The sequence below is a fragment of the Pseudomonas sp. IT-P12 genome (assembly GCF_949767465.1).
Taxonomy (GTDB): Bacteria; Pseudomonadota; Gammaproteobacteria; order Pseudomonadales; family Pseudomonadaceae; genus Aquipseudomonas.
Genome location: NZ_CATKPY010000022.1, coordinates 18,588 through 42,846 on the forward strand (window position 1 = coordinate 18,588; position 24,259 = coordinate 42,846).

General features: G+C 61.2%; 24 protein-coding genes. 12 read left to right on the plus strand and 12 right to left on the minus strand.

The genetic code is table 11. The features are described 5' to 3' along the window. Nucleotides 1–51 precede the first annotated feature (51 nt). From pstA to pstS, 3 genes are all read right to left on the minus strand, one after another. On the minus strand, nucleotides 52–945 hold the full coding sequence (pstA, locus tag ACM6IM_RS14710; protein WP_192303601.1) for a phosphate ABC transporter permease PstA: 894 nt from the start codon (nucleotides 943–945) through the stop codon (nucleotides 52–54). Beyond that, complete coding sequence (gene pstC, locus ACM6IM_RS14715) at nucleotides 945–1,910, minus strand: phosphate ABC transporter permease subunit PstC (protein WP_192303603.1); 966 nt, start codon at nucleotides 1,908–1,910, stop codon at nucleotides 945–947. Before pstC ends, pstA begins: the two co-directional genes overlap by 1 nt. Before the next feature lie 75 nt (nucleotides 1,911–1,985). Next, entirely contained in the window at nucleotides 1,986–3,017 is a 1,032-nt protein-coding gene (gene pstS / locus ACM6IM_RS14720; protein WP_192303605.1) for a phosphate ABC transporter substrate-binding protein PstS, read from the minus strand. 255 nt (nucleotides 3,018–3,272) lie between these two features. On the opposite strand from pstS, the gene ACM6IM_RS14725 reads away from it, so the two are divergent. Continuing rightward, nucleotides 3,273–3,662 carry an NUDIX hydrolase gene (locus ACM6IM_RS14725; RefSeq protein WP_192303607.1) on the plus strand — a complete coding sequence of 130 codons (390 nt, stop codon included), beginning with the start codon at nucleotides 3,273–3,275 and terminating at the stop codon, nucleotides 3,660–3,662. Nucleotides 3,663–3,916: 254 nt separating this feature from the next. Here the strand turns inward: ACM6IM_RS14725 and ACM6IM_RS14730 are convergent, their stop codons facing one another. Next, nucleotides 3,917–6,112: an OsmC domain/YcaO domain-containing protein gene (locus ACM6IM_RS14730; RefSeq protein WP_414865519.1), complete on the minus strand. Its 2,196-nt coding sequence runs from the start codon at nucleotides 6,110–6,112 to the stop codon at nucleotides 3,917–3,919. A 280-nt stretch (nucleotides 6,113–6,392) separates the two neighbouring features. On the opposite strand from ACM6IM_RS14730, the gene ACM6IM_RS14735 reads away from it, so the two are divergent. Further along, complete coding sequence (locus ACM6IM_RS14735) at nucleotides 6,393–7,451, plus strand: alpha/beta fold hydrolase (RefSeq protein WP_414865520.1); 1,059 nt, start codon at nucleotides 6,393–6,395, stop codon at nucleotides 7,449–7,451. A 69-nt stretch (nucleotides 7,452–7,520) separates the two neighbouring features. Here the strand turns inward: ACM6IM_RS14735 and ACM6IM_RS14740 are convergent, their stop codons facing one another. Both ACM6IM_RS14740 and ACM6IM_RS14745 read right to left on the minus strand, forming a co-directional pair. After that, nucleotides 7,521–7,982, minus strand: a complete 462-nt coding sequence (locus ACM6IM_RS14740) for a metallophosphoesterase family protein (protein WP_414865914.1) — start codon at nucleotides 7,980–7,982, stop codon at nucleotides 7,521–7,523. A gap of 122 nt (nucleotides 7,983–8,104) precedes the next feature. Beyond that, a complete protein-coding gene (locus ACM6IM_RS14745) occupies nucleotides 8,105–8,485 on the minus strand; it encodes a RidA family protein (RefSeq protein ID WP_192303617.1) in 381 nt (126 codons plus the stop codon). Nucleotides 8,486–8,665: 180 nt separating this feature from the next. Here ACM6IM_RS14745 and ACM6IM_RS14750 point away from each other — a divergent pair, with 180 nt between their 5' ends. The 6 genes from ACM6IM_RS14750 (at nucleotide 8,666) to ACM6IM_RS14775 (ending at nucleotide 13,438) form a co-directional block, all read left to right on the plus strand. Next, entirely contained in the window at nucleotides 8,666–9,976 is a 1,311-nt protein-coding gene (locus ACM6IM_RS14750) for a flavin-containing monooxygenase (RefSeq protein ID WP_414865521.1), read from the plus strand. A gap of 17 nt (nucleotides 9,977–9,993) precedes the next feature. Then, on the plus strand, nucleotides 9,994–10,410 hold the full coding sequence (locus tag ACM6IM_RS14755) for a RidA family protein (protein ID WP_192303623.1): 417 nt from the start codon (nucleotides 9,994–9,996) through the stop codon (nucleotides 10,408–10,410). A gap of 128 nt (nucleotides 10,411–10,538) precedes the next feature. Continuing rightward, entirely contained in the window at nucleotides 10,539–11,216 is a 678-nt protein-coding gene (locus ACM6IM_RS14760; RefSeq protein ID WP_414865522.1) for a DUF1028 domain-containing protein, read from the plus strand. Beyond that, a complete protein-coding gene (gene argE, locus ACM6IM_RS14765) occupies nucleotides 11,213–12,367 on the plus strand; it encodes an acetylornithine deacetylase (protein WP_414865523.1) in 1,155 nt (384 codons plus the stop codon). The genes ACM6IM_RS14760 and argE overlap by 4 nt, the downstream gene beginning before the upstream one ends. Before the next feature lie 84 nt (nucleotides 12,368–12,451). After that, nucleotides 12,452–12,670 (plus strand): PLD nuclease N-terminal domain-containing protein, encoded by a 219-nt coding sequence (locus ACM6IM_RS14770; RefSeq protein WP_192303629.1) that lies wholly within the window; start codon nucleotides 12,452–12,454, stop codon nucleotides 12,668–12,670. A 474-nt stretch (nucleotides 12,671–13,144) separates the two neighbouring features. Further along, nucleotides 13,145–13,438 (plus strand): fructose-bisphosphate aldolase, encoded by a 294-nt coding sequence (locus ACM6IM_RS14775; RefSeq protein WP_192303631.1) that lies wholly within the window; start codon nucleotides 13,145–13,147, stop codon nucleotides 13,436–13,438. A 62-nt stretch (nucleotides 13,439–13,500) separates the two neighbouring features. Here the strand turns inward: ACM6IM_RS14775 and ACM6IM_RS14780 are convergent, their stop codons facing one another. The 6 genes from ACM6IM_RS14780 to ACM6IM_RS14805 form a co-directional block, all read right to left on the minus strand. Next, nucleotides 13,501–14,160 (minus strand): zeta toxin family protein, encoded by a 660-nt coding sequence (locus ACM6IM_RS14780; protein ID WP_414865524.1) that lies wholly within the window; start codon nucleotides 14,158–14,160, stop codon nucleotides 13,501–13,503. Between the two features lie 77 nt (nucleotides 14,161–14,237). Beyond that, a complete protein-coding gene (locus tag ACM6IM_RS14785) occupies nucleotides 14,238–14,522 on the minus strand; it encodes a hypothetical protein (protein ID WP_192303635.1) in 285 nt (94 codons plus the stop codon). 150 nt (nucleotides 14,523–14,672) lie between these two features. Then, nucleotides 14,673–15,221, minus strand: a complete 549-nt coding sequence (locus ACM6IM_RS14790; RefSeq protein ID WP_192303637.1) for a cupin domain-containing protein — start codon at nucleotides 15,219–15,221, stop codon at nucleotides 14,673–14,675. A 306-nt stretch (nucleotides 15,222–15,527) separates the two neighbouring features. Next, complete coding sequence (locus ACM6IM_RS14795; RefSeq protein WP_414865525.1) at nucleotides 15,528–16,826, minus strand: NAD(P)/FAD-dependent oxidoreductase; 1,299 nt, start codon at nucleotides 16,824–16,826, stop codon at nucleotides 15,528–15,530. 53 nt (nucleotides 16,827–16,879) lie between these two features. Next, nucleotides 16,880–18,370: an aldehyde dehydrogenase gene (locus ACM6IM_RS14800; protein WP_414865526.1), complete on the minus strand. Its 1,491-nt coding sequence runs from the start codon at nucleotides 18,368–18,370 to the stop codon at nucleotides 16,880–16,882. A 151-nt stretch (nucleotides 18,371–18,521) separates the two neighbouring features. Beyond that, a complete protein-coding gene (locus ACM6IM_RS14805; RefSeq protein WP_201190337.1) occupies nucleotides 18,522–19,898 on the minus strand; it encodes a glutamine synthetase family protein in 1,377 nt (458 codons plus the stop codon). Between the two features lie 280 nt (nucleotides 19,899–20,178). On the opposite strand from ACM6IM_RS14805, the gene ACM6IM_RS14810 reads away from it, so the two are divergent. From ACM6IM_RS14810 to ACM6IM_RS14825, 4 genes are all read left to right on the plus strand, one after another. Then, entirely contained in the window at nucleotides 20,179–20,940 is a 762-nt protein-coding gene (locus tag ACM6IM_RS14810; protein WP_414865527.1) for a gamma-glutamyl-gamma-aminobutyrate hydrolase family protein, read from the plus strand. 372 nt (nucleotides 20,941–21,312) lie between these two features. Next, a complete protein-coding gene (potA, locus tag ACM6IM_RS14815) occupies nucleotides 21,313–22,455 on the plus strand; it encodes a polyamine ABC transporter ATP-binding protein (protein ID WP_192303647.1) in 1,143 nt (380 codons plus the stop codon). A gap of 29 nt (nucleotides 22,456–22,484) precedes the next feature. Further along, nucleotides 22,485–23,366, plus strand: coding sequence for an ABC transporter permease subunit (locus ACM6IM_RS14820; RefSeq protein ID WP_201191098.1), 882 nt, complete (start codon nucleotides 22,485–22,487; stop codon nucleotides 23,364–23,366). Next, nucleotides 23,363–24,247, plus strand: a complete 885-nt coding sequence (locus ACM6IM_RS14825) for an ABC transporter permease subunit (RefSeq protein ID WP_192303649.1) — start codon at nucleotides 23,363–23,365, stop codon at nucleotides 24,245–24,247. Before ACM6IM_RS14820 ends, ACM6IM_RS14825 begins: the two co-directional genes overlap by 4 nt. The last annotated feature ends 12 nt before the right edge of the window (nucleotides 24,248–24,259 follow it).

Sequence of the window (24,259 nt, forward strand, 5' to 3'; positions counted from 1 at the left end):
GGGGCAGCTTTTGGCATGGATAAGGCGGTCATAATTCAGATGCTCCGATTCTCAATACTTGGGCTTGCCGAAAATACGGCTGACGACGTTCACGACCAGCACGATCATCACCAACACCAGCGAGGCCGCCCAGGCGAGCTCGAGCTGGTTGTCAAAAGGCATGCCGGAGAAGTTGTAAATCAGCACGGCCAGCGATGCCGTGGGGTTCATCACCGCCAGGCTGCCCTCGTGGTAGATCCAGTAGTTGCTGAACAGCGCGGTGAACAACAGCGGCGCGGTCTCGCCCGCTGCACGTGCCACGGCCAGCATGACGCCGGTGAGGATCGCCGGCATGCCGGTGGGCAGGATGATTTTCCAGATCACTTGCGAGCGGGTACAGCCCATGCCGTAGGCGGCGTCCTTCATGATCTTGGGCACCATCTTCATCGACTCTTCCGCCGTCAGCACCACGATGGGCAGCATCAGCACGGCCAGGGCCACGCCACCGGCAGGTGCCGAGTACGTACCGGTGGTCATCACCACCAGCGCGTAGGCAAACACACCGGCCAGAATCGAAGGCAGCCCGGTGAGCATCTTGGCGGCAAAGCGCGCGGCGTTGGCCAGCTTGCTTTCCGGACCCAGCTCAGCCAGGAAAATGGCCGCCATGATGCCTACCGGCACGGCGATGGCCGCGGCAATACCGACCATGACGAAGGTGCCCGCCATCGCGTTGCCGAAGCCGCCACCGGTCTCGAAACCGGTGGGCGGCAGTTCGGTGAAGACTTCCAGGCTCAGGCGTGCGCCACCGCGGGTGATCAGCATGTAGAGCACCGACAGCAACGGCACGCTGGCGATCACGGCGCCGAGCCAGACCAGCGTGGTCAATACCAGGCTGCGCAACGCACGGCCCTCGAACTTGCGCTGCAGGCTGGGCAACGCGTCTATAGGGGTCGTCAGGCTCGTCATTATTTATTACCCCGTTGGGCATAGACCATGATCATGGAGCCGATGACGTTCACGACCAGCGTGATGAACATCAGCACCAGTGCGGCGTACATCAACACCTCGATCTCGCTCGGCCCGGCTTCGGGGAAGTTCAGCGCCAGCAAGGCCGCCAGGGTGTTGGCCGGTGCGAACAGGGAAAGGGAGATGTTGTTGGCGTTGCCCACCAGCATCGCCAGGGCCATCGTTTCACCCAGCGCCCGGCCCAGGCCGAGGACCAGCGAGCCGAAAATGCCGGTGGCGGCGGACGGCACCATCACCTTGAGAATCGCTTCCCAGTGGGTGGTGCCCATGCCGTAGGCCGCCTGTTTGGTTTTCATCGGGACGGCGGTCAGCGCGTCCTGGGAAACGGCCGCGATGGTCGGCAGAATCATGATGGCCAGTACCAGCGCCGCGGGCAGCAACCCGGGGCCGCTCAGGGACGTGCCGAAAAAAGGAATCCAGCCAAGCTCGGTGTGCAACCACGTCGTCAGGGGCCGGATCGCCGGGATCACCACGTAGATCCCCCACAGGCCGTAAACGACGCTGGGGATGGCTGCGAGCAATTCGACGATGGTGCGAAAAACAGCTGCAAGCTGGGCGGGCAGGAAATCCTGGGTCAGGAAAATCGCCATGCTGACACCGAAAAAGCCTGCGATCATCAAGGCAATCAGGGCGCTGTAAAGCGTGCCCCAAATGGCCGGCAGAATGCCGTACTTGCCTTGGTTAACGTCCCAGACGCTCCCGAACAGGACGTCCAGTCCGTGCTTTTCCATCCCTGGAAGCGCCTTGTGCCCGACCTCGAAGACCAGGGCGAACACCACTGCCAGAATCAGCACCACGCCTACGCGCGCAAGCGCACGGAAGGTCCGATCGACCAGAAAATCCTTCGCGGAAGGCGGTTTGCAGGCGGAGTCCGGATTGACCGGTACGACAAAAGGTTTGTTCATGGGCTGATTCCGGAACGGTGGGGGAAACTCCCCCGGCGTGGCTGGCAGCACACGCCGGGAGAGGCCACGCGGGCGTTACTGGATGTTGGCAGACGCTTTGCGAACCTGTTCAACGACCGACTGCGGCAGCGGGATGTAGCCCATCGAATCGGCAATCTTCTGACCTTCGGTCAGGCTGTACTCGACCATTTCACGCATGGCCTTGGCTTTTTCCGGGCTCTCGTTCTTCTTGCGGAAGATCATCCAGGTGTAGGACGTGATCGGGTAAGACTTGGCACCGTCCGGATCCGGCAGCCAGGACACCAGGGATTCCGGCATCTTCACCGCCGCCAGTGCTTCGGCACCGCTTTCGGCGTTTGGCACAACGTACTGACCGGCCTTGTTCTGCAATTGGGCGAAGTCGACCTTGGCCAGTTTGGCGAAGCCGTATTCGATGTAGCCGATGGCGCCTGGGGTCTGGCGTACGGTGGCGGTGACGCCATCGTTCTTCGGCGACTTGATGAATTTGTCACTGGCCGGCCAGTTGACGGTGTTGCCTTCACCCAAGTCCTTGTTGAAGGCGGTGTTGATCGCCGACAGGTGCTTGGTGAAGACCGCCGTGGTGCCGCTGGAGTCTGCACGCACGACCACGGTGATCGGCATGTCAGGCAGTTTCAGTTCCGGGTTGGCGGCGGCGATCTGCGGATCGTTCCAGTGGGTGATCTTGCCCAGGAAGATGTTGGAGTAAACGTCACGTGGCAGCTTCAGGCCTTTAGGGCTGCCTGGCAGGTTGTACGCCAGAACGATTTCACCCGCCGTCATCGGCAGCAACTGCACGCCTTCGGCAACCTTGGCGATGTCTTCGTCTTTCATGGCCGAGTCACTGGCGGCGAAGTCGACGGTCTTGTTCAGGAAATCCTGTACGCCCGCACCGCTGCCCTTGGACTGATAGTCCACGGTGACGCCCGCAGTTTTCTTGCTGAAGTCCTTGAACCAGGTGAGGTAGATCGGAGCCGGGAAACTGGCACCCGAACCTGTCAGGCGTACGCTTTCCGCAGCGAAAGACACTGAGGTGGCGCACAGAGATACTGTCACGGCCAGCGCAGCAGACTTAAACAAACTCTTCATCAAAGGAACTCCATGTGTTTACGGGGCTACGGCACTCTGCACCTCTTTTGTTAAAGGTTTATGACAAAGGAATGGCAAACGGCCCGCTGTGCGATCGGTCTGTCATGTTTCGCGGGGCATTCCACGTGCATCAGACGCGAAAAGAATGATCGACGGCTCCCGACAGTCATCCAACCGACACATTGAATCCCTACGCTAGGGACAGGAGCCGTCCCCTGGAGGCTCTGTCCAGCCAACCGATTCGGAACAGCGCGCATGAAGGCAATGGACACTGCTACGGCAAAAAGAAAGGGCATCAAGCTGCGTGCCACGGTGATTTACCGCAGGGATGGAGAAGTGCTGTTTGTGCGCAAGCGCAATTCCAAATGGAACCTGCCGGGTGGGACGGTGGAGCGCGACGAGACGCCTCTGCAGGCGGCCCGTCGGGAGATGGCCGAAGAAACCGGCCTGGCCTGTGACGAATTGCGCTACATCGCCGAGTTCCGCGAGGACAAGGTCATCCACTACCTGTTCGAAGCCAGGACAGCGGCTTGCAAACCTCGGCCCTGCAATGAAATAGACGCCTGCCGCTGGATCAAGCCCAAGGAAGTGTCGAAGCGTCGGGTGCGGCGACCGATCAAGGTCATTCTCAAGCGTTGCGCCTGAGAAAGACGGCCCCTGTTCTTCGCGCGGGTTCGTCAGTGAAGCGCATGACGCGCCAGGCATCGCCCTCCCCTGCAGGAGCGAGCGCGCGATGGTCGTCAACGATGACGCGGGAAATCAGACACCCAGCGGTGATCTTGAATCCTTCGCGAGCCGGCTCGCTCCCACAATGAACCGCGTTCCTCTGTGGGACCGAGCTAGCCCCGAGCGGCGTTCCGACGATGGTCGTCAAAACGACGCGGGGCATCAGGCTTCCATTAACGTTTCACGTTGGCCCGCGCGCTGTGCAGCTTCTTGTAGCTGTCGATCAGGCGCAGGTGCCGATCGAGCCCTTCCAGCTTCATGCTGGTCGGCGTCAGGCCATGGAAGCGCACGCTGCCGTTCACCGAGCCGATCGCCGCGTCTGTGCGCTCGTCGCCGAACATGCGCCGGAAGTTGACCTCGTAGTCCGCCAGTTCCAGGTCTTCGTCCAGCTCCATCTCCAACACCACATTGACCGCCTGGTAGAACAACCCGCGCTCGACCGTGTTGTCGTTGTATTGCAGGAAGGTTTCCACCGCCTCTTTCGCTTCCTCGTATTGCTGCAAGGCGAGGTAAATCAGCGCTTTCAGCTCGAGGATCGTCAACTGCCCCCAGGCGGTGTTGTCGTCGAACTCGATGCCGATCAGGGTGGTGATGTCGGTGTAGTCGTCCAGCTCGCTTTCCACCAGCCGCTCCACCAGGTCCTTCAATTCGGCGTCGTTCAGGCGATGCAGGTTGAGGATGTCTTCGCGGAAGAACAGCGCCTTGTTGGTGTTGTCCCAGATCAGGTCGTCGACCGGATAGATCTCCGAGTAATCCGGCACCAGGATGCGGCAAGCAGTGGCACCGAGGTGCTCGTATACCGCCATGTACGATTGCTTGCCCATGCTCTCGAGAATGCCGAACAGCGTGGCGGCTTCTTCGGCGTTGGAATCTTCACCCTGGCCCGAGAAGTCCCACTCCACGAACTCGTATTCCGGCTTGGCACTGAAGAAGCGCCACGACACCACGCCGCTGGAATCGATGAAGTGCTCGACGAAGTTGTTCGGCTCGGTCACCGCGTGGCCTTCGAAGGTCGGCTGCGGCAGGTCGTTGAGGCCTTCGAAGCTGCGGCCCTGCAGCAACTCGGTCAGGCTGCGTTCCAGCGCCACTTCCATGCTCGGGTGTGCGCCGAACGAGGCAAACACGCCGCCCGTGCGCGGGTTCATCAAGGTCACGCACATCACCGGGAATTCCCCACCCAGAGACGCATCCTTCACCAGCACCGGGAAGCCCTGCGCTTCCAGGCCCTGGATCCCGGCGAGAATCCCCGGGTACTTGGCCAGCACTTCGCTCGGCACATCCGGCAGCGCAAATTCGCCTTCGATGATTTCGCGCTTGACCGCGCGTTCGAAGATTTCCGACAGGCACTGCACCTGGGCTTCCGCCAGGGTATTGCCGGCGCTCATGCCGTTGCTCAGGTACAGGTTTTCGATCAGGTTGGACGGGAAGTACACCACCTCGCCGTCGGACTGACGCACAAACGGCAGCGATACGATGCCGCGCGCCTCATTGCCGGAGTTGGTGTCGTACAAATGCGAGCCACGCAGCTCGCCGTCGCGGTTGTAGATTTTCAGGCAGTAGGCGTCGAGGATTTCCGTCGGCAGTTCATCCTTGCGCCCCGGCTTGAACCAGCGCTCGTCCGGATAGTGCACGAACGGCGCGTTGGCGATCTCCTCGCCCCAGAACTGGTCGTTGTAGAAGAAGTTGCAGTTCAGGCGCTCGATGAATTCACCCAGCGCCGAGGCCAGTGCACTTTCCTTGGTCGCGCCCTTGCCGTTGGTAAAGCACATCGGCGACTGCGCATCGCGGATGTGCAGCGACCAGACGTTGGGCACGATATTGCGCCACGATGCAATCTCGATCTTCATGCCCAGCCCCGCCAGGATGCCCGACATGTTGGCGATGGTCTGCTCCAGCGGCAGGTCCTTGCCCACGATGTAGGTGCCTTCCTGCGACGCCTGGGTCGGCATCAGCAGTGCCTGAGCATCGGCGTCGAGGTTTTCCACTTCTTCGATGACGAATTCCGGCCCGGCCTGCACCACCTTCTTGACCGTGCAGCGGTCGATGGAACGCAGGATGCCCTGGCGGTCCTTGTCGGAAATATCCGCGGGCAACTCGACCTGGATCTTGAAGATCTGGTTGTAGCGGTTTTCCGGATCGACAATGTTGTTCTGCGACAGGCGGATGTTGTCGGTCGGGATATTGCGGGTCTGGCAGTACAACTTCACGAAGTAAGCCGCGCACAACGCCGACGATGCCAGGAAGTAATCGAACGGACCTGGAGCCGAACCGTCGCCCTTGTAGCGAATCGGTTGATCGGCAATCACAGTGAAGTCGTCGAACTTGGCCTCAAGCCGAAGGTTGTCGAGAAAGTTGACCTTGATTTCCATAGGGGATTACCAGAATAACGAGCCAAAACGAATTGGCCGCCATTATCCGGCTTTTGCGGCAGAAGTCCTGCGCTTTCATCAGGGGCTGCCGACCGGTCCGGCAATCACCCCACTCCGTGGCCATGTATCGCAATGTATCTGGCGGCGTTCTGGATACATGCGTTTTCACCCGCCCGGCGATTCGACACAGGCCAGATACGTCCCTGCGTTGAAATGCACCCACGGTTTCAAGGGGATCATCCAGAGCCCCGGACCAACGGCTTGCAACGGAGACATCAGCATGAAGATGGCACTGCACAACACCCCCGGCACCCACCGCCGCCGTCTGGTCGGTTCGTCGATCCTCGCGATCGCCCTGTTTGGCGCGATGGGCACGGCCCAGGCACAAACGGCGGCCCAGCCCGCCGCCCCACAGGCCAGTGCGAGCTACTCGGCGCCCTCCCCCTTCGGCCCGCTCAAGCACATCAAGGCCGGCCTGCTGGACGTCGCCTACGCCGAAACCGGCCCGGCCAACGGCCCGGTGGTGATCCTGCTGCACGGCTGGCCGTACGACATTCACAGCTATGACGACGTCGCGCCGATCCTCGCCGCCAAGGGCTACCGCGTGTTGATGCCCTATGCACGGGGCTATGGCGATACGCAGTTCCTTTCCAAACAAACCCTGCGCAACGGCCAACCCGCGGCGCTGGCCAGCGACGTGATCGACTTCATGGACGCACTGAAGATCAAGCAAGCGGTGCTCGGGGGTTATGACTGGGGCGCACGCACCGCCGATATCGTCTCGGCATTGTGGCCGGAGCGGGTCAAGGCACTGGTGTCGGTCAGCGGCTACCTGATCGGCAACCAGGCCGCCGGCCAGAACCCGCTGCCGCCCAAGGCTGAATTGCAGTGGTGGTACCAGTTCTACTTCGCCACCGAGCGCGGTCGTGCCGGTTACGAGAAAAACACCCATGACTTCGCCAAGCTGATCTGGCAACTGGCTTCGCCAAAATGGGCCTTCGATGACGCCACCTTCGATCGCAGCGCCAAGGCCCTGGAGAACCCCGATCACGTCGACATCACCGTGTTCAACTACCGCTGGCGCCTGGGCCTGGTCCAGGGCGAGAGCCAGTACGAAGCGCTCGAGCAGAAACTCGCCACGGCACCGCCCATCGGCGTGCCGACCATCACCCTCGAAGGCGACGCCAACGGCGCCCCTCACCCGAAACCCGAGGACTACGCCAAACGCTTCACCGGCAAATACGAGTTCCGCCTGATCAGCGGCGGCATCGGCCATAACCTGCCACAGGAAGATCCAAAGGCGTTCGCCCAGGCCGTGATCGACGCCGATCACCTCTGAGCGCACTCACCGAGTTCGATGGCTGTAAAAAAAGGCTCGTTGCTGCAACGAGCCTTTTTCGTCTTTCGATCATCCGTCGAGTAACGAGATCAGGCGCGGATCGATCACGGTCTCCGACACCTCCAGCACGGCCAGGGTGACCGGTAACTTGAAACGCCGGCGACCCGCGCTGCCGGGGTTGAGATACAAACGCTGGCCGCGCCATTCGATATTCGGTTTGTGCGAGTGGCCGGTTATCACCAGCCTGATGGCCGCGTCCAACTCGGCCGGGACATCGGCAATGTCGTGCACCAGCAGTGTTTCCCAGCCTGCGATATCGAAACGCAGAGCGTCAGCGATGTCTTGCGCCCACTCGGCCTTCAGGTCGTTATTACCGCGCACGACGTACAGCTGCGCGATTGCCCGCAGTTGATCCAGAATGTCCGGATGGCCGATGTCGCCGGCATGGACGATCCGCTCACAGCCCTGCAACGCAGCAAGCGCCTCGGGACGGAGCAGGCCATGGGTGTCCGAGATGACGCCGATTTTCATGCGGTGGTCCCCTGTAGGAACGAGCTTGCTCGCGAAAAACGCAAGAACACCGCGGGGTATCTGATACCCCGCGTCATCGTTAACGACCATCGCGAGCAAGCTCGCTCCTAAAGGGGCGAACGTCAGGCTTTGGCGGCCATTGCGGTCACTTCCACGCGCATGCCTTCCACCGCCAGGGCGGCGACGCCGACGGCGGCGCGAACCGGCCACGGTTTGGCGAAAAAGCGTTTGTACACTTCGTTGAACGCGGCGCGGTCGGCCATGTCGGTGAGGTAGATGGTCAGGTGCAGGACGCGGTCCATGGAACTGCCGGCGCGCTCCAGCGCCACTTTCAGCGCCTGCAACGTACACTCGCTTTGCAGGGTGATGTCGCCCAGTTCCAGACTGCCGTCGGCACGGGTCGGGATCTGGGTCGACACCAGAATGCCGCCGAAACCGGCCACGTCGGAGGAGATGGAATCGGCGTCCGGATCGGGCGTGAAGGCGATGTCTTGGTTAGCCATGGGGTTCTCTTGTGCGAAGGATGAAGTAGGCCGTCAGTCTACAGAACCGCGCTCTGCATCAGTTATTTATACTCAAATGCCAGCTTAATAATATTTTACCGATACAAGGGTCATCCCTAGTCTTGAACCCAAGAAATGGCAGGCCGTTCGCGTCCTCAATCCAACTCGAAGGGTACACAGATGACCATCGACACAATAAAAACAGACACGCTGATTGTCGGCGCCGGTCAGGCGGGCGTGGCCATGAGTGAACACCTGAGCAAACTCGGCGTGCCGCACCTGGTGCTGGAGCGCCAGCGCATCGCCGAACGCTGGCGCTCCGGGCGCTGGGATTCGCTGGTGGCGAATGGTCCGGCCTGGCACGACCGTTTTCCGGGCCTGGCCTTTGCCGATCTCAGCCCCGACGCGTTTGCCCCCAAGGAACGGGTGGCCGATTACTTCGAAGCCTATGCCCGCCAGTTCAACGCACCGATCCGCACCGGCGTGGACGTGCTGAAGGTCGAGCGCAATGTCGGCCGCCCGGGGTTCACCATTGAAACCTCCGACGGCGTGATCGAAGCCAACCGCGTGGTGGCCGCCACCGGCCCCTTCCAGCGTCCGGTCATCCCGCCGATCGCCCCGCAGGATCAAGCCTTTTTGCAGATCCACTCCGCCGACTATCGCAACCCGGCGCAACTGCCCGAAGGGGCGGTGCTGGTGGTCGGTGCCGGCTCTTCCGGGGTGCAGATCGCCGATGAACTGCAGCGCTCAGGCAAGCAGGTCTACCTCTCCGTCGGCGCCCACGACCGCCCGCCTCGCGCCTACCGCAACCGCGATTTCTGCTGGTGGCTGGGGGTGCTCGGCGAGTGGGATAAAGCGGCGATGAAGCCGGGTCGCGAGCACGTCACCATCGCCGTGAGCGGTGCCCATGGCGGGCGCACGGTGGACTTCCGTGAACTGGCCCATCGCGGCATGACCCTGGTCGGCCTGACTCAGTCGTTCGAAGGCGGGGTCGCCACGTTTCAGCCCAACCTGGCGGAGAACCTGGCCCGAGGCGACGAGAACTACCTGGCGCTGCTCAACGCCGCCGACGCCTACATCGAGCGCAACGGCCTGGACCTGCCGCCCGAACCGCAAGCGCGCATCACCTTCCCGGACCCGGCCTGCGTCACGGAGCCGATCCTGCAACTCGACCTGGCCAAGGCCGGCGTGACATCGATCATCTGGGCCACCGGTTTTGCCACCGACTACAGCTGGCTGAAGGTCAACGCCTTCGACGACCAGGGCAAGCCGCAGCATCAACGCGGTGTATCGAGCGAACCGGGCGTGTATTTCCTGGGCTTGCCGTGGCAGTCGCGGCGCGGATCGTCGTTCATCTGGGGCGTCTGGCATGACGCCAAGTACGTGGCCGATCACATCGCGATCCAGCGCTCCTACCTCGACTACCACGATGCCGCGCTACGTGCGACGCAAGTCGTCCCGCCCGCCGCCAAGAAAACCGTCAGCGCTTAATCGTTCAGGAGCTTGAAATGGCCACGCCAACCCACACCCGCATTCGCATGTTCAACACCCGGGAAACCTACCCGAACCAGAGCCTGGACAACGACCTGTGCCAAGCGGTTCGCGCCGGCAACACCGTGTATGTCCGGGGCCAGGTCGGCACCGATTTCGAAGGCCGGCTGGTGGGCCTGGGTGACCCGCGCGCGCAGGCCGAACAGGCCATGCGCAACGTCAAGCAGTTGCTGGAAGAAGCCGGCAGCGACCTGAGCCACATCGTCAAGACCACCACCTACCTGATCGACCCGCGCTATCGCGAGCCGGTGTACCAGGAAGTCGGCAAATGGCTCAAGGGCGTGTTCCCGATCTCCACCGGGCTGGTGGTGTCGGCGCTGGGGCAGCCGCAGTGGCTGATGGAAATTGATGTGATTGCGGTGATACCCGAATAGACCGCGTTGCGGCTATCGCGAGCAGGCTCGCTCCCCCCATTGATCGCATTTCAGGGCGGGAGCGAGCCTGCTCGCGCTGAGGCCCGCACCAACCGGCACTTCGCCCAGGCACACCCAGGAGCCAACCCATGACCTTCTCCATCACCGCCCGCTGCCCCGACACCGGCCAGTTCGGCATCGCCATCAGCTCCTCGAGCATCGCCGTCGGCGCCCGCTGCCCATGGCTGCTGCCGGGTGTCGGCGCCGTGTCCACGCAAAACATCACCCTGCCCTCCCTCGGCCCGGAGGTCCTGGCCCTGATGGAGCAAGGCCTCGCCCCCGCCGAAGCACTGGACAAAGTGCTCACGCGCAATGGCTACAGCCAGTACCGGCAGATCACCGCCATCGACCACCTCGGCCAGAGCGCGCATTTCAGCGGTGCCCAGACCTTGGGCAAGCACAACGCCGTGTCCGGCGAACACTGTGTCGCCGCTGGCAACATGCTCGCCGACCCGTCGGTGATCAGTGCCATGGTCACGGCCTTCGAACACGGCGAAGGCCAGCTCGCCGACCGCCTGCTCGCCGCCCTGCAAGCCGCCATCGGCGCCGGGGGCGAAGCCGGGCCAGTGCGTTCGGCGGCGCTGGTGGTGGTCGGCGAACTGACCTGGCCAATCATCAACCTGCGTGTCGACTGGGCCGACGACAACCCCATCGGCGCGCTGGAAAAACTCTGGAACGCCTACCGCCCCCAAGTCCAGGATTACATCGACCGCGCCCTCGCCCCCGACCGTTCCCCCGGCTACGGCGTCGCCGGAGACGACCGATGAGCAGCAGCCGCGACCTGTTGCAAACGCTGGTGGCGTTCGACACTACCAGCCGCGAATCCAATCTGCATCTGATCGGGTTCGTCCGCAATTACCTCGCACGCTTCGACGTGCCGTGCGAGCTGACCTACAACGAGACGCGCAGCAAGGCCAACCTGTTCGCCACCCTCGGCCCGGTCCATGTACCGGGCATCGTGCTGTCCGGGCACACCGACGTGGTGCCGGTAGACGGTCAGCCGTGGACGCTGCCGCCGTTCCAGCTCACCGAGCGCGACGGCAACCTGTACGGCCGCGGCACTGCCGACATGAAAGGCTACATCGCCTGCGTACTCGCGCTGGTGCCCGCCCTGGCGAACGCCAACTTGCGTGTGCCGGTGCACATTGCCCTGTCCTACGACGAAGAGGTCGGCTGCCTTGGCGTGCGCTCGTTGCTGGCGCAATTGCAACAGCGCCCGGTCAAACCGATGCTGTGCATCATCGGCGAACCCACCGGGTTGAAACCGGTGCTCGGGCACAAGGGCAAACTGGCGATGCGTTGCGATGTCCACGGTGAAGCCTGCCACTCGGCTTATGCGCCGCTGGGGGTCAACGCGATTGAATACGCGGCAGAGCTGATCGGCGAACTGGGCCGCATCGGCCAGCGCCTCAAAACACCGTCGCTGCACGACCCGCGTTTCGACCCGCCCTGGACCACGGTGCAGACCGGGGTGATTGCCGGTGGCAAAGCCCTGAACATCGTCCCCGCCGACTGCCGCTTCGACTTCGAAATCCGCGCCCTGCCGACGCAGGATCCGAACGAGGTGGCACAGGCGCTCAAAACCTACGCCGAACAACAGCTGGTGCCCCGCATGCGCGCAGTGAGTGAGCACAGTGACATCCGCTTCAGCGAGTTGTCCGTGTACCCCGGCCTGGCCACCGATGCACACAGCGAAGCGGCCGGATTGATCGCCGCGTTCTGCGGCTCCCGGGACTTCACCACCGTGGCCTTCGGCACCGAAGGCGGCCTGTTCGACGCCGCCGGCATCCCCACCGTCGTCTGCGGCCCCGGCAGCATGGAGCAGGGGCACAAGCCGGACGAATTCGTCAGCGTCGAGCAACTGGAACAGTGTGATGAGATGCTGCACAGGATGCTGGCGTCGATCACTGCCCCATAAGCACCAAAATCCCCATAGCCCAAAATTTAATGAACCCCGCCCCTCCCAGCCCGCCTAACGCTAAGACCATCAGGAGGGCACCCCATGCAAATCGAAACCATCTGGATCCTACTCGCCGCCATTTTGGTGATCATTGAAATCTGGGCCATCAACCGGGTCCGCAAAGCCGAAGGCAAATCCAGCAACAAACTGCTATGGATCGTGTTCATTGTCTTCGTGCCATTGTTCGGCCTGATCGCATGGCTCGTGGCCGGCCCGAAACACACCCAGCACAACCCGCATTCACCGCAAACACGACAGTGAGGTGGGAGGCGCCCGGACGACCATTTGGGCTTCCGAAAAACGTGTAGGAATTTACCCTTTGTCACGGGGGTTATTACCCCCGCTTGACCGCGAACCTGCCCCGTTGCCTGCCGCCGAATTCCCACCGTACGCCATAACCCCTGCCATAGCGTGGAAGCCGCTAAAACAGTGGCACACAGACTTGCTCCATGCTTTGCAAGCTGGTCCTACAGGTCGGTTGTGAGCGCCAAAAACGGTGCCTATATTCGGGTTGTCGCTGAGCATTGTCAGCGATTGGGTTTCGCAGCCCTTGATTGACTCCTAAATCTCATCAGGCATGATTCAGCCCGCTGCATGATCATGGCGGTTGTGCGTGGGAGACCCTCGGGTCTGCCGGAGTTTGGGGATGTCATCCGGTCTGCGAACTTACGCACAACTGCCACCCATTTGATTCGCAGCAAAGAGGTGGCGATCTGACTTGATTGTGAGGTTTACATGACAACCCAACTTCCTCCGCACCGCTTCATCCCCATGGCTCAATTCGCAACCGATTACCCCGTCCTGGTCATCGACAGCGACGCCCCGCTGCGCGAACTCCACAACTGCATCAGCGAACGCCTCCACGCCGTCCTCCCCTACCTGCAACTCATGGGCTGCACCCACCTCCCCGACTACGCCGAAAACGACATCAACACCGTCGCCAACATCGCCCGGATACTGCTCCAGGACGTGAGCGATGTGTTTCGGGTGGTTGAGCAGAGGGGGTTTGCCAGCGCGAAAGGTGAGTAAACGATCTTCAAATGTAAAAAAACCCGCGAAATCGCGGGTTTTTATCAGCTTGAGCAAAACAATCAGGTCAGTTTGTCTAGCACATAACGTTTGAACCAAGCCGGCTGAGTATCAGAAACGATGTCTATATTCTCCCCCTCCGTTATTTCAGCAATCTGAGCAAAACTCGAGTCTCCATCCCTCGAGTTGTCGAAGATATACGCCCTGTTAGACACCAAAATAGCATCGGCCAAATTATCCAGGGATCTCCCATAGCGCGACCGAATTTTATCCGGCGGGACGTCATGCCCCCCTATTGAGGCGCGATAGGCGACTCGAGCCACATTGATCTCAGCATCAGCCGTAGCGACGTAGTAAACGTACACCCGATACCCAGCCAAGCGCGCCTGCTGCAACAACGCTATCTTGCTAAGATCTGACATTACAGTTTCGAAAGTAAAACTTGCCCGCTCTTGGATAAGTGACACACGGATGAAATCGGAAAGGACCGACGCGATATAGGAGTCAACTTGCCGCGAAGAAAAGACAAGAACGCCATCCTCAACGGTCAAGCCATCAAGCTTGGCTAAAGACTCGGCAGATCGAGCAAGAAAATGACTGGCGCGCAGAAATGGGAGAGCTTGATCAGCATAGAGCTGAAGTTTGAACTGTGCGAAATCCAGCTTGCCCGTTTCACGGATACCCAGTTCGATCGCATCAGGATTGATGTAGTTGACGAGCAAGTGAGCCGGAACTTTCGAGTTGAACGTACTTTTTCCGCTGCCATTCGGCCCAGCGAAAATTCTGACCCTAGGTGTGCTCAAGCTTGTAATTGAGGAACAAGGTCCTCGTGCAGACGCTTTTTGACCTTGAGCCGGGTGCCGGCCTTGATCGTTCCATACGTTTCGACAGAGCGTATAACCACCGTCTCAGCACTGGAAACTCTCACCAGATTACCCTCGCGAACCACAAGCACAGACTCACCCTTCGAAAGGGCGACGTTGTAAGCATCTCGAAACGCCTTCGCTGCAATCGAGGGAATCATGGATTCCTGGGCAATAATTTGCGCTTCGGTCTTGGGTTGTTTTTCTCTCTTACGAGACATATCTGGCTCCGGTTCGCACGTTGCACACACAATCAATAACTATCATACATCCGACCGACCGTCGAGCGGCCAGCCCAGAGGTAGTAGCGAAACGTCCGCCCATCCATGAACACACGATCCCTGTTGGGGTACAGCGTTCATCCGGAAAAATCAGAAATTCGCCGGGGTGTTGGCGCTGATGATTTCCGCTTCGTCCTGGCCGATGTTGCGAAACTTGTGCGGCAAGGTCGTGGGGAAGTAGTAGCCGTCACCGGCGTTCAACACGCTCACTTGCCCGTCGACGGTCAGTTCGACGGTGCCGCGTGTGACCAGGCCGCACTCCTCGCCTTCGGCGTGCACGATCGGCTCTTCGCCGGAACTGGCACCCGGCGCGTATTGCTCGCGCAGCAGGCGCATCTGGCGGCTGGGCACCGAGGCGCCGATCAGCAGCAGGCGCAGGCCGTGGCGGCCGAGGTCGGGCTGTTCGTTGGCGCGGAACACGTATTGGTGCTCGCGGGGCGGTTGGTCGAAGGTGAAGAAGTCGGCCAGGGACATCGGAATGCCTTCGAGCAGCTTTTTCAGGGAGCTGACCGAGGGGCTGACGCGATTCTGTTCGATCAGGGAGATGGTGGCATTGGTGACGCCACTGCGGCGGGCCAGCTCGCGCTGGGAGAGTTTGTAGCTTTCGCGTACTAGTTTGAGTCGTGAGCCCGTATCCATGACAGCCTTATGCAAGAAGAACTTAAGGGTTATGGGGGTGGATGGCGGGCGACGCTAGGTCGCGAAAGTGCCGCTTTCCCTGTCCCGGAAATATGAAAGGCGGGTATTAAATCACGTTTGCGGGTGTTGGCCAGCAGGTTCGATGAGTGGAAGGCTTCAGTTATGAGTCTGAATTCTTTCATCCAATGGGAATCCCATGTGGGAGCGGGCTTGCTCGCGAAGGCGGTGCGTCAGATACATCAACGTTGTCTGACACGCCGCCTTCGCGAGCAAGCCCGCTCCCACACTTGATCTACGGTGTCAGCATCAAATTCCAAACCGATCCCGCAGCGCGTAGTACGCGGCCCCCATGGCCGTGAGGGGGGCCTGGAAGGTGCGGCCGCCGATCATGGGCATGTGCGGCAGCGAGGCGAAGGCGTTGAAGCGTTCGGCGTCGCCGCGGATCATTTCCGAAATCAGTTTGCCGGCCAGGTGCGAACAAGTGACGCCGTGGCCGCTATAGCCTTGCATGTAGTAGGCGTTTTTCTCGATGCGGCCGAATTGCGGCATGCGTGACATGGTCAGCAGGAAATTGCCGGTCCAGCGGTAATCGATTTTCACGTCCTTGAGTTGCGGGAAGGTCTTGAGGATTTTCGGGCGGATCAATTGTTCGATGTCGTCCGGTTCGCGGGCGCCGTAGACCACGCCACCGCCGTAGAGCAGGCGGTTGTCGGCGGTAAGGCGGTAGTAGTCGAGCAGGTAATTGCAGTCTTCGACGCAGTAGTTGTTCTTGATCAGGCTGCGCGCCACCTGTTCCGACAATGGCTCGGTGACGACGATCTGCGAGCCGCACGGCATGCTTTTGGCGGTGACGCGGTTGTCCAGGCCTTGTGGCAGGTAGGCGTTGCCGGCGATCAACAGGTACTTGGCGCGGACCTGGCCCTTGGCGGTGCGCACGGTGATCGGTTCGCCGTAAGTGATTTCCAGCGCTGCCGATTGTTCGAAGATCCGGCCACCCAGGCCGATGATCGCCGAGGCTTCGCCCAGGGCCAGGTTCAGCGGGTGGACGTGGCCGCCTTGCAGGTCGAGCAGGCCGCCGACGTAGTTGTCGCAACCCACTTCACGCTTGATGTCCGATGCGCTGAGCAGGGTCAGGTTCTTGTTGCCGTAGCGCTCCCAGCTGCTTTTCTGCTCGGCCAGGCCCTTGAGCTGCTTTTTGTTGAGCGCGGCGAAGATCCCGCCCGGACGGTAGTCGCACTGGATGTCGTAATGCTGGATGCGCTGACGAATGATGTCGGCGCCTTCGAAAATCATGCTGCCGAGGACTTCGGCGGTCTTGTCGCCGTAGCGCTCCTCGATGACATCGACGTCGCGGCTGTAGGAATTGACCAACTGCCCGCCATTGCGACCGCTGGCACCGAAGCCGACCTTGGCCGCTTCGAGCACAGTCACGCTGTAGCCGGCCTCGGCCAGGAACAGTGCCGAGGACAACCCGGTATAACCGGCGCCGATGATGCAGACGTCGCAGTCCACCGCTTGCTCGAGCACCGGGAAGTCACCGGTGAAGTGGCGGGTCGCGGCGTAGTAGCTGTTGACATGGGTTTGTTTGACAGAGTCGTGTTTCATAGGTTTCTCCGAAGGTCGCCGGCAGTGGCGGACGACCGCCGTTCTTTTAAGGGTTAGAGCTTGATCCAGGTCGCCTTGAGCTCGGTGTACTTGTCGAACGCGTGCAGCGATTTGTCCCGACCGTTACCCGACTGCTTGTAACCACCGAACGGCGCGGTCATGTCGCCACCGTCGTACTGGTTGACCCAGACACTGCCGGCACGCAAACCGCGCGCAAAGGTGTGGGCCCTGCTGAGGTTGCGGGTCCAGACGCCGGCGGCCAGGCCGAAGATGCTGTCGTTGGCGATGGCCAGCGCCTCTTCCTCGGTGTCGAAGGTGATCAGCGACAGCACCGGGCCGAAGATTTCCTCACGGGCGATAGTCATGGCATTGGTCACATCGTCGAAAATCGCCGGTTCCACGTACAGGCCGCCCGTGCTCTCCAGGGTACGACTGCCGCCCGCGATCAGTTGCGCGCCCTGGTCCTTGCCGAGCTGGATGTAGCGCAGCACGTTATCCAGTTGACGCTGGTCGACCACGGCGCCGACGTTGGTTTGCGGGTCCAGGGCGTGTCCCGGTTTCCAGGCTTGCAGCGCTTCCACCAGCAGCGGGATGAACTGATCGCGGATCGACCGCTCGACCAACAGGCGCGAACCGGCGGTGCAGACTTCGCCCTGGTTGAAAGCGATGCCGCTGGCCGCCGCCTGTGCTGCCGCGCGCAGATCCGGCGCGTCGGCGAACACCACGTTGGGGCTCTTGCCCCCCGCTTCGAGCCAGACACGTTTCATGTTGCTTTCGCCCGCGTAGATCAGCAGTTGCTTGGCAATGGCGGTCGAGCCGGTGAACGCCAGCACGTCGACGTCCATGTGCAACGCCAGGGCCTTACCGACCGTGTGGCCGTAGCCCGGCAAGACGTTGAACACGCCTTTGGGGATGCCGGCTTGCAGCGCCAACTGAGCGATGCGGATCGCAGTCAGCGGCGATTTTTCCGAAGGCTTGAGGATGAACGAGTTACCGGCCGCCAGCGCCGGCGCGAACTTCCAGCTGGCCATGATCAACGGGAAGTTCCACGGCACGATGGCCGCGACCACGCCCGCAGGCTCACGGGTGATGAGGCCAAGCTGGTCGTGCGGCGTGGCGGCGACTTCGTCGTAAAGCTTGTCGATGGCTTCGGCGCTCCAGCGGATCGCGTTGGCGGTCGCCGGGATGTCGATGTTCATCGAGTCGTTGATCGGTTTGCCCATGTCGAGGGTTTCGAGCAGGGCCAGTTCTTCACGGTTGGCCAGGATCAGGTCGGCGAAACGGATCAGCGTACGCTTGCGCTCCGCCGGCGCCAGGTTGGCCCAGATGCCGGACTCGAAGGTACGGCGGGCAACGGCCACCGCTTCGTTGGCATCGGCTTCGTCGGTGCTGGCGACGTTGGCCAGGAAGCGGCCGTCGACCGGGCTGAGGCATTCGAAGGTGGCGCCACTGATGGCCGGGCGGTACTCGCCGTCGATGAAGGCGCGGCTTTCGAGGGAGAGGGACTGGAAGCGTTGTTCCCAGTCGCTGCGGGTCATGGTCATGGAGTCGACTCACACAGAAAGGTTGTTGACCGCGTCCCCATGGGAGCGAGCCTGCCCGCGATGGCGATGGGTCAGTCGACAGGATTGTCGCCTGACCTGGCCTCATCGCGAGCAGGCTCGCTCCCACAGGGGTCGGGTTTTGGCAGGGTCGTCAGACCGTGTGCAAATACCAGTTGTACTCAAGGTCGGAGATGGAATTTTCGAACTCGGCCAACTCACTTTCCTTGCACGCCACGAACACGTCGATGTACAGCGGATCGATGTACCGGGCCATGATTTCGCTGTCGTCCAGCACGCGCAATGCATCGCGCAGGTTGTTGGGCAGGCTCTGCTCGTTCTGCTCGTAGGAGTTGCCTTCCACGGGCGCGCCCGGCTCGACCTTGTGGGTCAGGCCGTGGTGAATGCCGGCCAGGACCGAAGCCATCAGCAGGTACGGGTTGGCGTCGGCACCGGCGACACGGTGCTCGATGCGCACGGCATCCGGCGAACCGGTGGGCACGCGGACCGCAACGGTGCGGTTGTCGATGCCCCAGCTCGGCGAGTTCGGCACGTAGAACTGGGCGCCGAAACGGCGGTACGAGTTGACGTTCGGGCAGAGGAACGCCATCTGCGCCGGCAGGGTTTCCAGCACGCCACCGATGGCGTGGCGCAGCGCGGTGTTCTGCTCGGGATCCTCGCTGGCAAAGATGTTGTTGCCGGCCTTGTCGAGAATCGAAATGTGCACGTGCAAGCCGTTGCCCGCCTGGCCCGGATACGGCTTGGCCATGAAGGTGGTGTCCATCTCGTGGTCGTAGGCGATGTTCTTCACCAGACGCTTGAGCAACACCGCGTAGTCGCAGGCCTTGATCGGGTCATTGACGTGGTGCAGGTTCACTTCGAATTGCGCCGGGGCGCTTTCCTTGACGATGGCGTCGGCAGGAATGCCCTGCTCTTTCGCGCCTTCGAGGATGTCCTGCAAGCAATCGACGTATTCGTCGAGGTCGTCGATCAGGTACACCTGGGTCGACATCGGGCGCTTGCCGGAGACTGGCGAGCGTGGCGATTGCGGACGACCGTTCACGTTGTCCTGGTCGATCAGGTAGAACTCCAGCTCGAACGCGGCGCAGATGGTCAGGCCCAGGTCGTCGAACTTGCTCACGATCTGGCGCAACACTTCTCGCGGGTCGGCGAAGAAAGGTTCACCTTCGAGCTCGTGCATGGTCATCAGCAGTTGCGCGGTCGGGCGCTTCTGCCAGGGTTCGATGCTGAGGGTGCCGGGAATGGGGAAACAGATCCGGTCGGAGTCGCCGATGTCCAGGCCCAGACCGGTGCTTTCCACCGTGGAGCCGTTGATATCCAGGGCAAACAGCGACGCCGGCAGGTTGATGCCTTTTTCGTACACCTTATGAAGACTGGTGCGTTCGATGCGCTTGCCGCGCACCACACCGTTCATATCCGCAATCAGAAGGTCGACGTACAAAACCTCAGGATATTTCTTAAGGAATGCGTTGGCTTCGTTGAGTTGAACGGTACGCAGAGGGACCGACATGATGCACCTATTAGCTGTTAATTATTATGTTCACTGCACTTTCGCCGAGCCAGTCAACCCGAACGGCAAAGTGAAGTCAATAGCGAACACCTGGCCTTTCATCCTTTATTTTCAAGGCTTTCTGGCGGACGAAAGTGCCAAACCAGGGGAACGAGCCGCGTAAATCCTGAGGATCGGACGTGCGGCGTTTAGAATTTTTTACATGACAGTTGTCAATTAAAATCAACAACGCTAAGCTCCGGAAAAGCTCGTTCAAGTGTCAAACTTCGAGGTGATAAAAATGGCATTCAAGCCATTGATCGGCGTTACTGCGTGCGTCAAACAGATTGGCCTGCACCCCTACCACATCAGCGGCGACAAGTACCTGCGTGCGGTCAGCGTGGCTGCGCAAGGGCTGCCCGTGGTCATTCCTTCCCTGGGCGAACTGACTGAAATCCCTGAGCTGCTCGCCCATCTCGACGGCCTGCTGCTGACCGGCTCGCCGTCGAACGTGGAACCCTTCCACTATCAAGGCCCGGCCAGCGCGCCCGGCACCGATCACGATCCAGCGCGGGACGCCACCACCCTCCCCCTGTTGCGCGCAGCCATCGCTGCCGGTGTTCCGGTGCTGGGCATCTGCCGCGGCTTCCAGGAAATGAACGTGGCTTTCGGTGGCAGCCTGCACCAGAAGGTCCACGAGCTGCCGGGCATGCTCGACCACCGCGAAGCGGACAGCCCCGAGCTGGCGGTGCAATACGCACCGGCCCATGCAGTCAGGGTGCAACCGGGCGGCGTGTTCGAAGCGCTGCAATTGCCGGCCGAGTTCAGGGTCAATTCGATTCACAGCCAGGGCATCGACAGGCTCGCGCCAGGCCTGCGGACCGAAGCGATTGCGCCGGACGGTTTGATCGAGGCGATTTCCGTGGACCACAGCCCGACTTTCGCCGTCGGCGTGCAATGGCACCCGGAATGGCAGGTGCTGGACAACCCGAACTACCTGCGGATTTTCCAGGCGTTCGGCGAGGCCTGCCAGCAACGGGCGGCGCGGCGCAACCAGCGCTGACCCAACCCAAGAATACGTAACGATTGACTGCCCCCTCGGAGGTCGGGTGTGCCTGCGCACATCCGTCATCCGTGAAAAACAACACCCGTAATAACAACAAGTACGACCCAGGCAGCCAGGACGGCGGCGCCGAACAAGCCGGATCGGTACGGGTAATGCCAGTCAGGTAAACGCATTTCTCCTGTGGGAGCGAGCCTGCTCGCGAAAGCGGTGTATCAGCAAACAATGATGTCGACTGACACTCCGTATTCGCGAGCAGGCTCGCTCCCACAGAGGAAATGCGCCATAGCAGACAGGCATCCCGTACAGGCTTGCAATCCACTTAAGCCCGGCCACGTTGACCGAGCGAACGAAACCTGTTGGGAGTTTCACATGGCAAACGCCTCCAGCACTTACAGGAAGGCTCTTGAAGGTCATCAATCACCGAAAAAGGTGTTGGTGAAAGTCGACCGCGTCACCAAGAAATTCGACGAAACCACGGCCGTGGACGATGTCTCGCTTGAGATCCATCAAGGGGAAATCTTCGCCCTGCTGGGTGGCTCCGGCTCCGGCAAATCGACCCTGCTGCGCATGCTGGCCGGCTTCGAGCGCCCGACCGAAGGGCGGATTCTGCTCGATGGCGTGGACATCACCGACATGCCGCCCTACGAGCGGCCGATCAACATGATGTTCCAGTCCTACGCGCTGTTCCCGCACATGACCGTGGCGCAGAACATCGCCTTCGGCCTCAAGCAGGACCGTTTGCCCGCCGCCGAAATCGACGCCCGTGTGCAGGAGATGCTGCGCCTGGTGCACATGACCCAGTACGCCAAGCGCAAACCCCATCAGTTGTCCGGCGGCCAGCGTCAGCGCGTGGCCCTGGCCCGCTCCCTGGCCAAGCGGCCGAAGCTGCTGTTGCTCGACGAACCGATGGGTGCGCTGGATAAAAAGCTGCGCTCACAGATGCAACTGGAACTGGTGGAGATCATCGAACGCGTGGGCGTGACCTGCGTGATGGTGACCCATGACCAGGAAGAAGCCATGACCATGGCCCAGCGCATCGCGATCATGCACCTGGGCTGGATCGCCCAGATCGGCAGCCCGGTCGACATCTACGAAGCACCGGTCAGCCGCATGGTCTGCGAATTCATCGGCAACGTGAACGCCTTCGACGGCACCGTGGTGGAAGACCTCGAAGGTCACGCGATCATTCACAGCCCGGACCTGGAACAGAAGATCTACGTCGGACACGGCGTCAGTACCTCGGTGCAGGACAAGTCGATCACCTACGCGATCCGTCCGGAAAAACTGCTGGTCAGCACCACCCAACCCGAGTTCCGCTACAACTGGTCCCAGGGCAAGGTGCATGACATCGCTTACCTGGGCGGACATTCGGTGTTCTACGTCGAGCTGCCGGGCGGCAAGATCGTCCAGTCGTTCATGGCCAACGCCGAACGCCGTGGCGCACGCCCGACCTGGGACGACCAGGTCTATGTGTGGTGGGAAGACGACAGCGGCGTGGTACTGCGCTCATGAGCACTCTCAATCAACAGTTCATGCGCCTGATCCCCAGTGGCCGCAAGCTCGTCATCGGCATCCCGTTCCTGTGGCTGTGCCTGTTTTTCCTGTTGCCGTTCTTCCTGGTGATGAAGATCAGCTTTTCGGAAGCGGCGCTGGCCATCCCGCCCTACTCGGAGATCTACACCTACGCCGAGCAGAAATTCCAGCTGTTCATGAACGTCGGCAACTACCTGTTGCTGACCGAAGACGAGCTGTACATTTCGGCTTACTTCGGTTCGTTGAAGGTCGCGTTCTTCAGCACGCTGATGTGCCTGCTGATCGGTTTTCCGATGGCCTACGCGATCACCCGCACCCGCAAGGAAACGCAGAACGTGCTGCTGCTGTTGATCATGATGCCGACCTGGACGGCGATCCTGATCCGCGTCTACGCCTGGATGGGCATCCTCAGCAACAACGGTTTGCTGAACGCGTTCCTGATGTGGAGCGGGCTGACGAATCACCCGATCGAGATCCTCAACACCAATACGGCCGTCTATATCGGGGTCGTCTACGCCTACCTGCCGTTCATGGTGCTGCCGCTGTACGCCAACCTCGTCAAGCACGATCAGAGCCTGCTGGAGGCGGCATCGGACCTGGGCTCGAGCAACTTCAACAACTTCTGGAAAATCACCGTGCCGCTGGCCCGCAACGGCATCATTGCCGGCTGCATGCTGGTGTTCATCCCCGTGGTCGGCGAGTTCGTGATTCCGGAACTGCTGGGCGGCCCGGAAACCCTGATGATCGGCCGTGTGCTGTGGCAGGAATTCTTCAACAACCGCGACTGGCCGGTGGCGTCTGCCCTGGCGGTGGTGATGCTGTTGATCCTGATCGTGCCGATTCTGCTGTTCAACCGTAGCCAGGCCAAAGAGATGGAGGGTCGGGGATGAAACGCTTCGGATTTTCAACGTTCATGCTGGTGTTCGGCCTGTCATTCATCTACCTGCCGATGCTGATCCTGGTGATCTATTCGTTCAACGCCTCGAAACTGGTGACGGTGTGGGGCGGCTGGTCGGTGAAGTGGTACGTCGGCCTGCTCGACAATACGCAACTGATGGGCTCGGTGGTGCGCTCGCTGGAGATCGCCTGCTACACGGCGATTGCCGCAGTCGCGCTGGGCACCCTGGCGGCATTCGTGCTGACTCGCGTCACGCGTTTCAAAGGCCGCACGCTGTTCGGTGGCCTGGTCACCGCGCCGTTGGTGATGCCGGAAGTGATCACTGGCCTGTCGCTGTTGCTGCTGTTCGTGGCCATGGCGCAGTTGATCGGCTGGCCGATGGAACGCGGCATCGTCACCATCTGGATCGCCCACACCACGTTTTGTGCAGCCTATGTGGCGGTGGTGGTGTCGGCGCGCCTGCGCGAGCTGGACCTGTCCATCGAAGAAGCTGCCATGGACCTGGGGGCCAAGCCGTTCAAGGTGTTTTTCCTGATCACCATCCCGATGATCGCGCCGTCCCTGGCGGCCGGGGGCATGATGTCGTTTGCCCTGTCGCTGGACGACCTGGTGCTGGCGAGTTTCGTCTCCGGCCCGGGTTCGACGACCTTGCCGATGGAGGTGTTCTCGGCGGTGCGCCTGGGGGTGAAGCCTGAAATCAATGCCGTGGCCAGCCTGATTCTGCTCGCCGTTTCGCTGGTGACCTTCCTCGTCTGGTACTTCAGCCGTCGCGCCGAAGCCACCCGTAAACGGGCGATCCAGGAAGCCATGGACCAGACCGCCAACGAAGCCTGGCAACCCGCCAGAAAAACCATGACAGAAGCGACGGCCTAGTGCCGTCGCGTT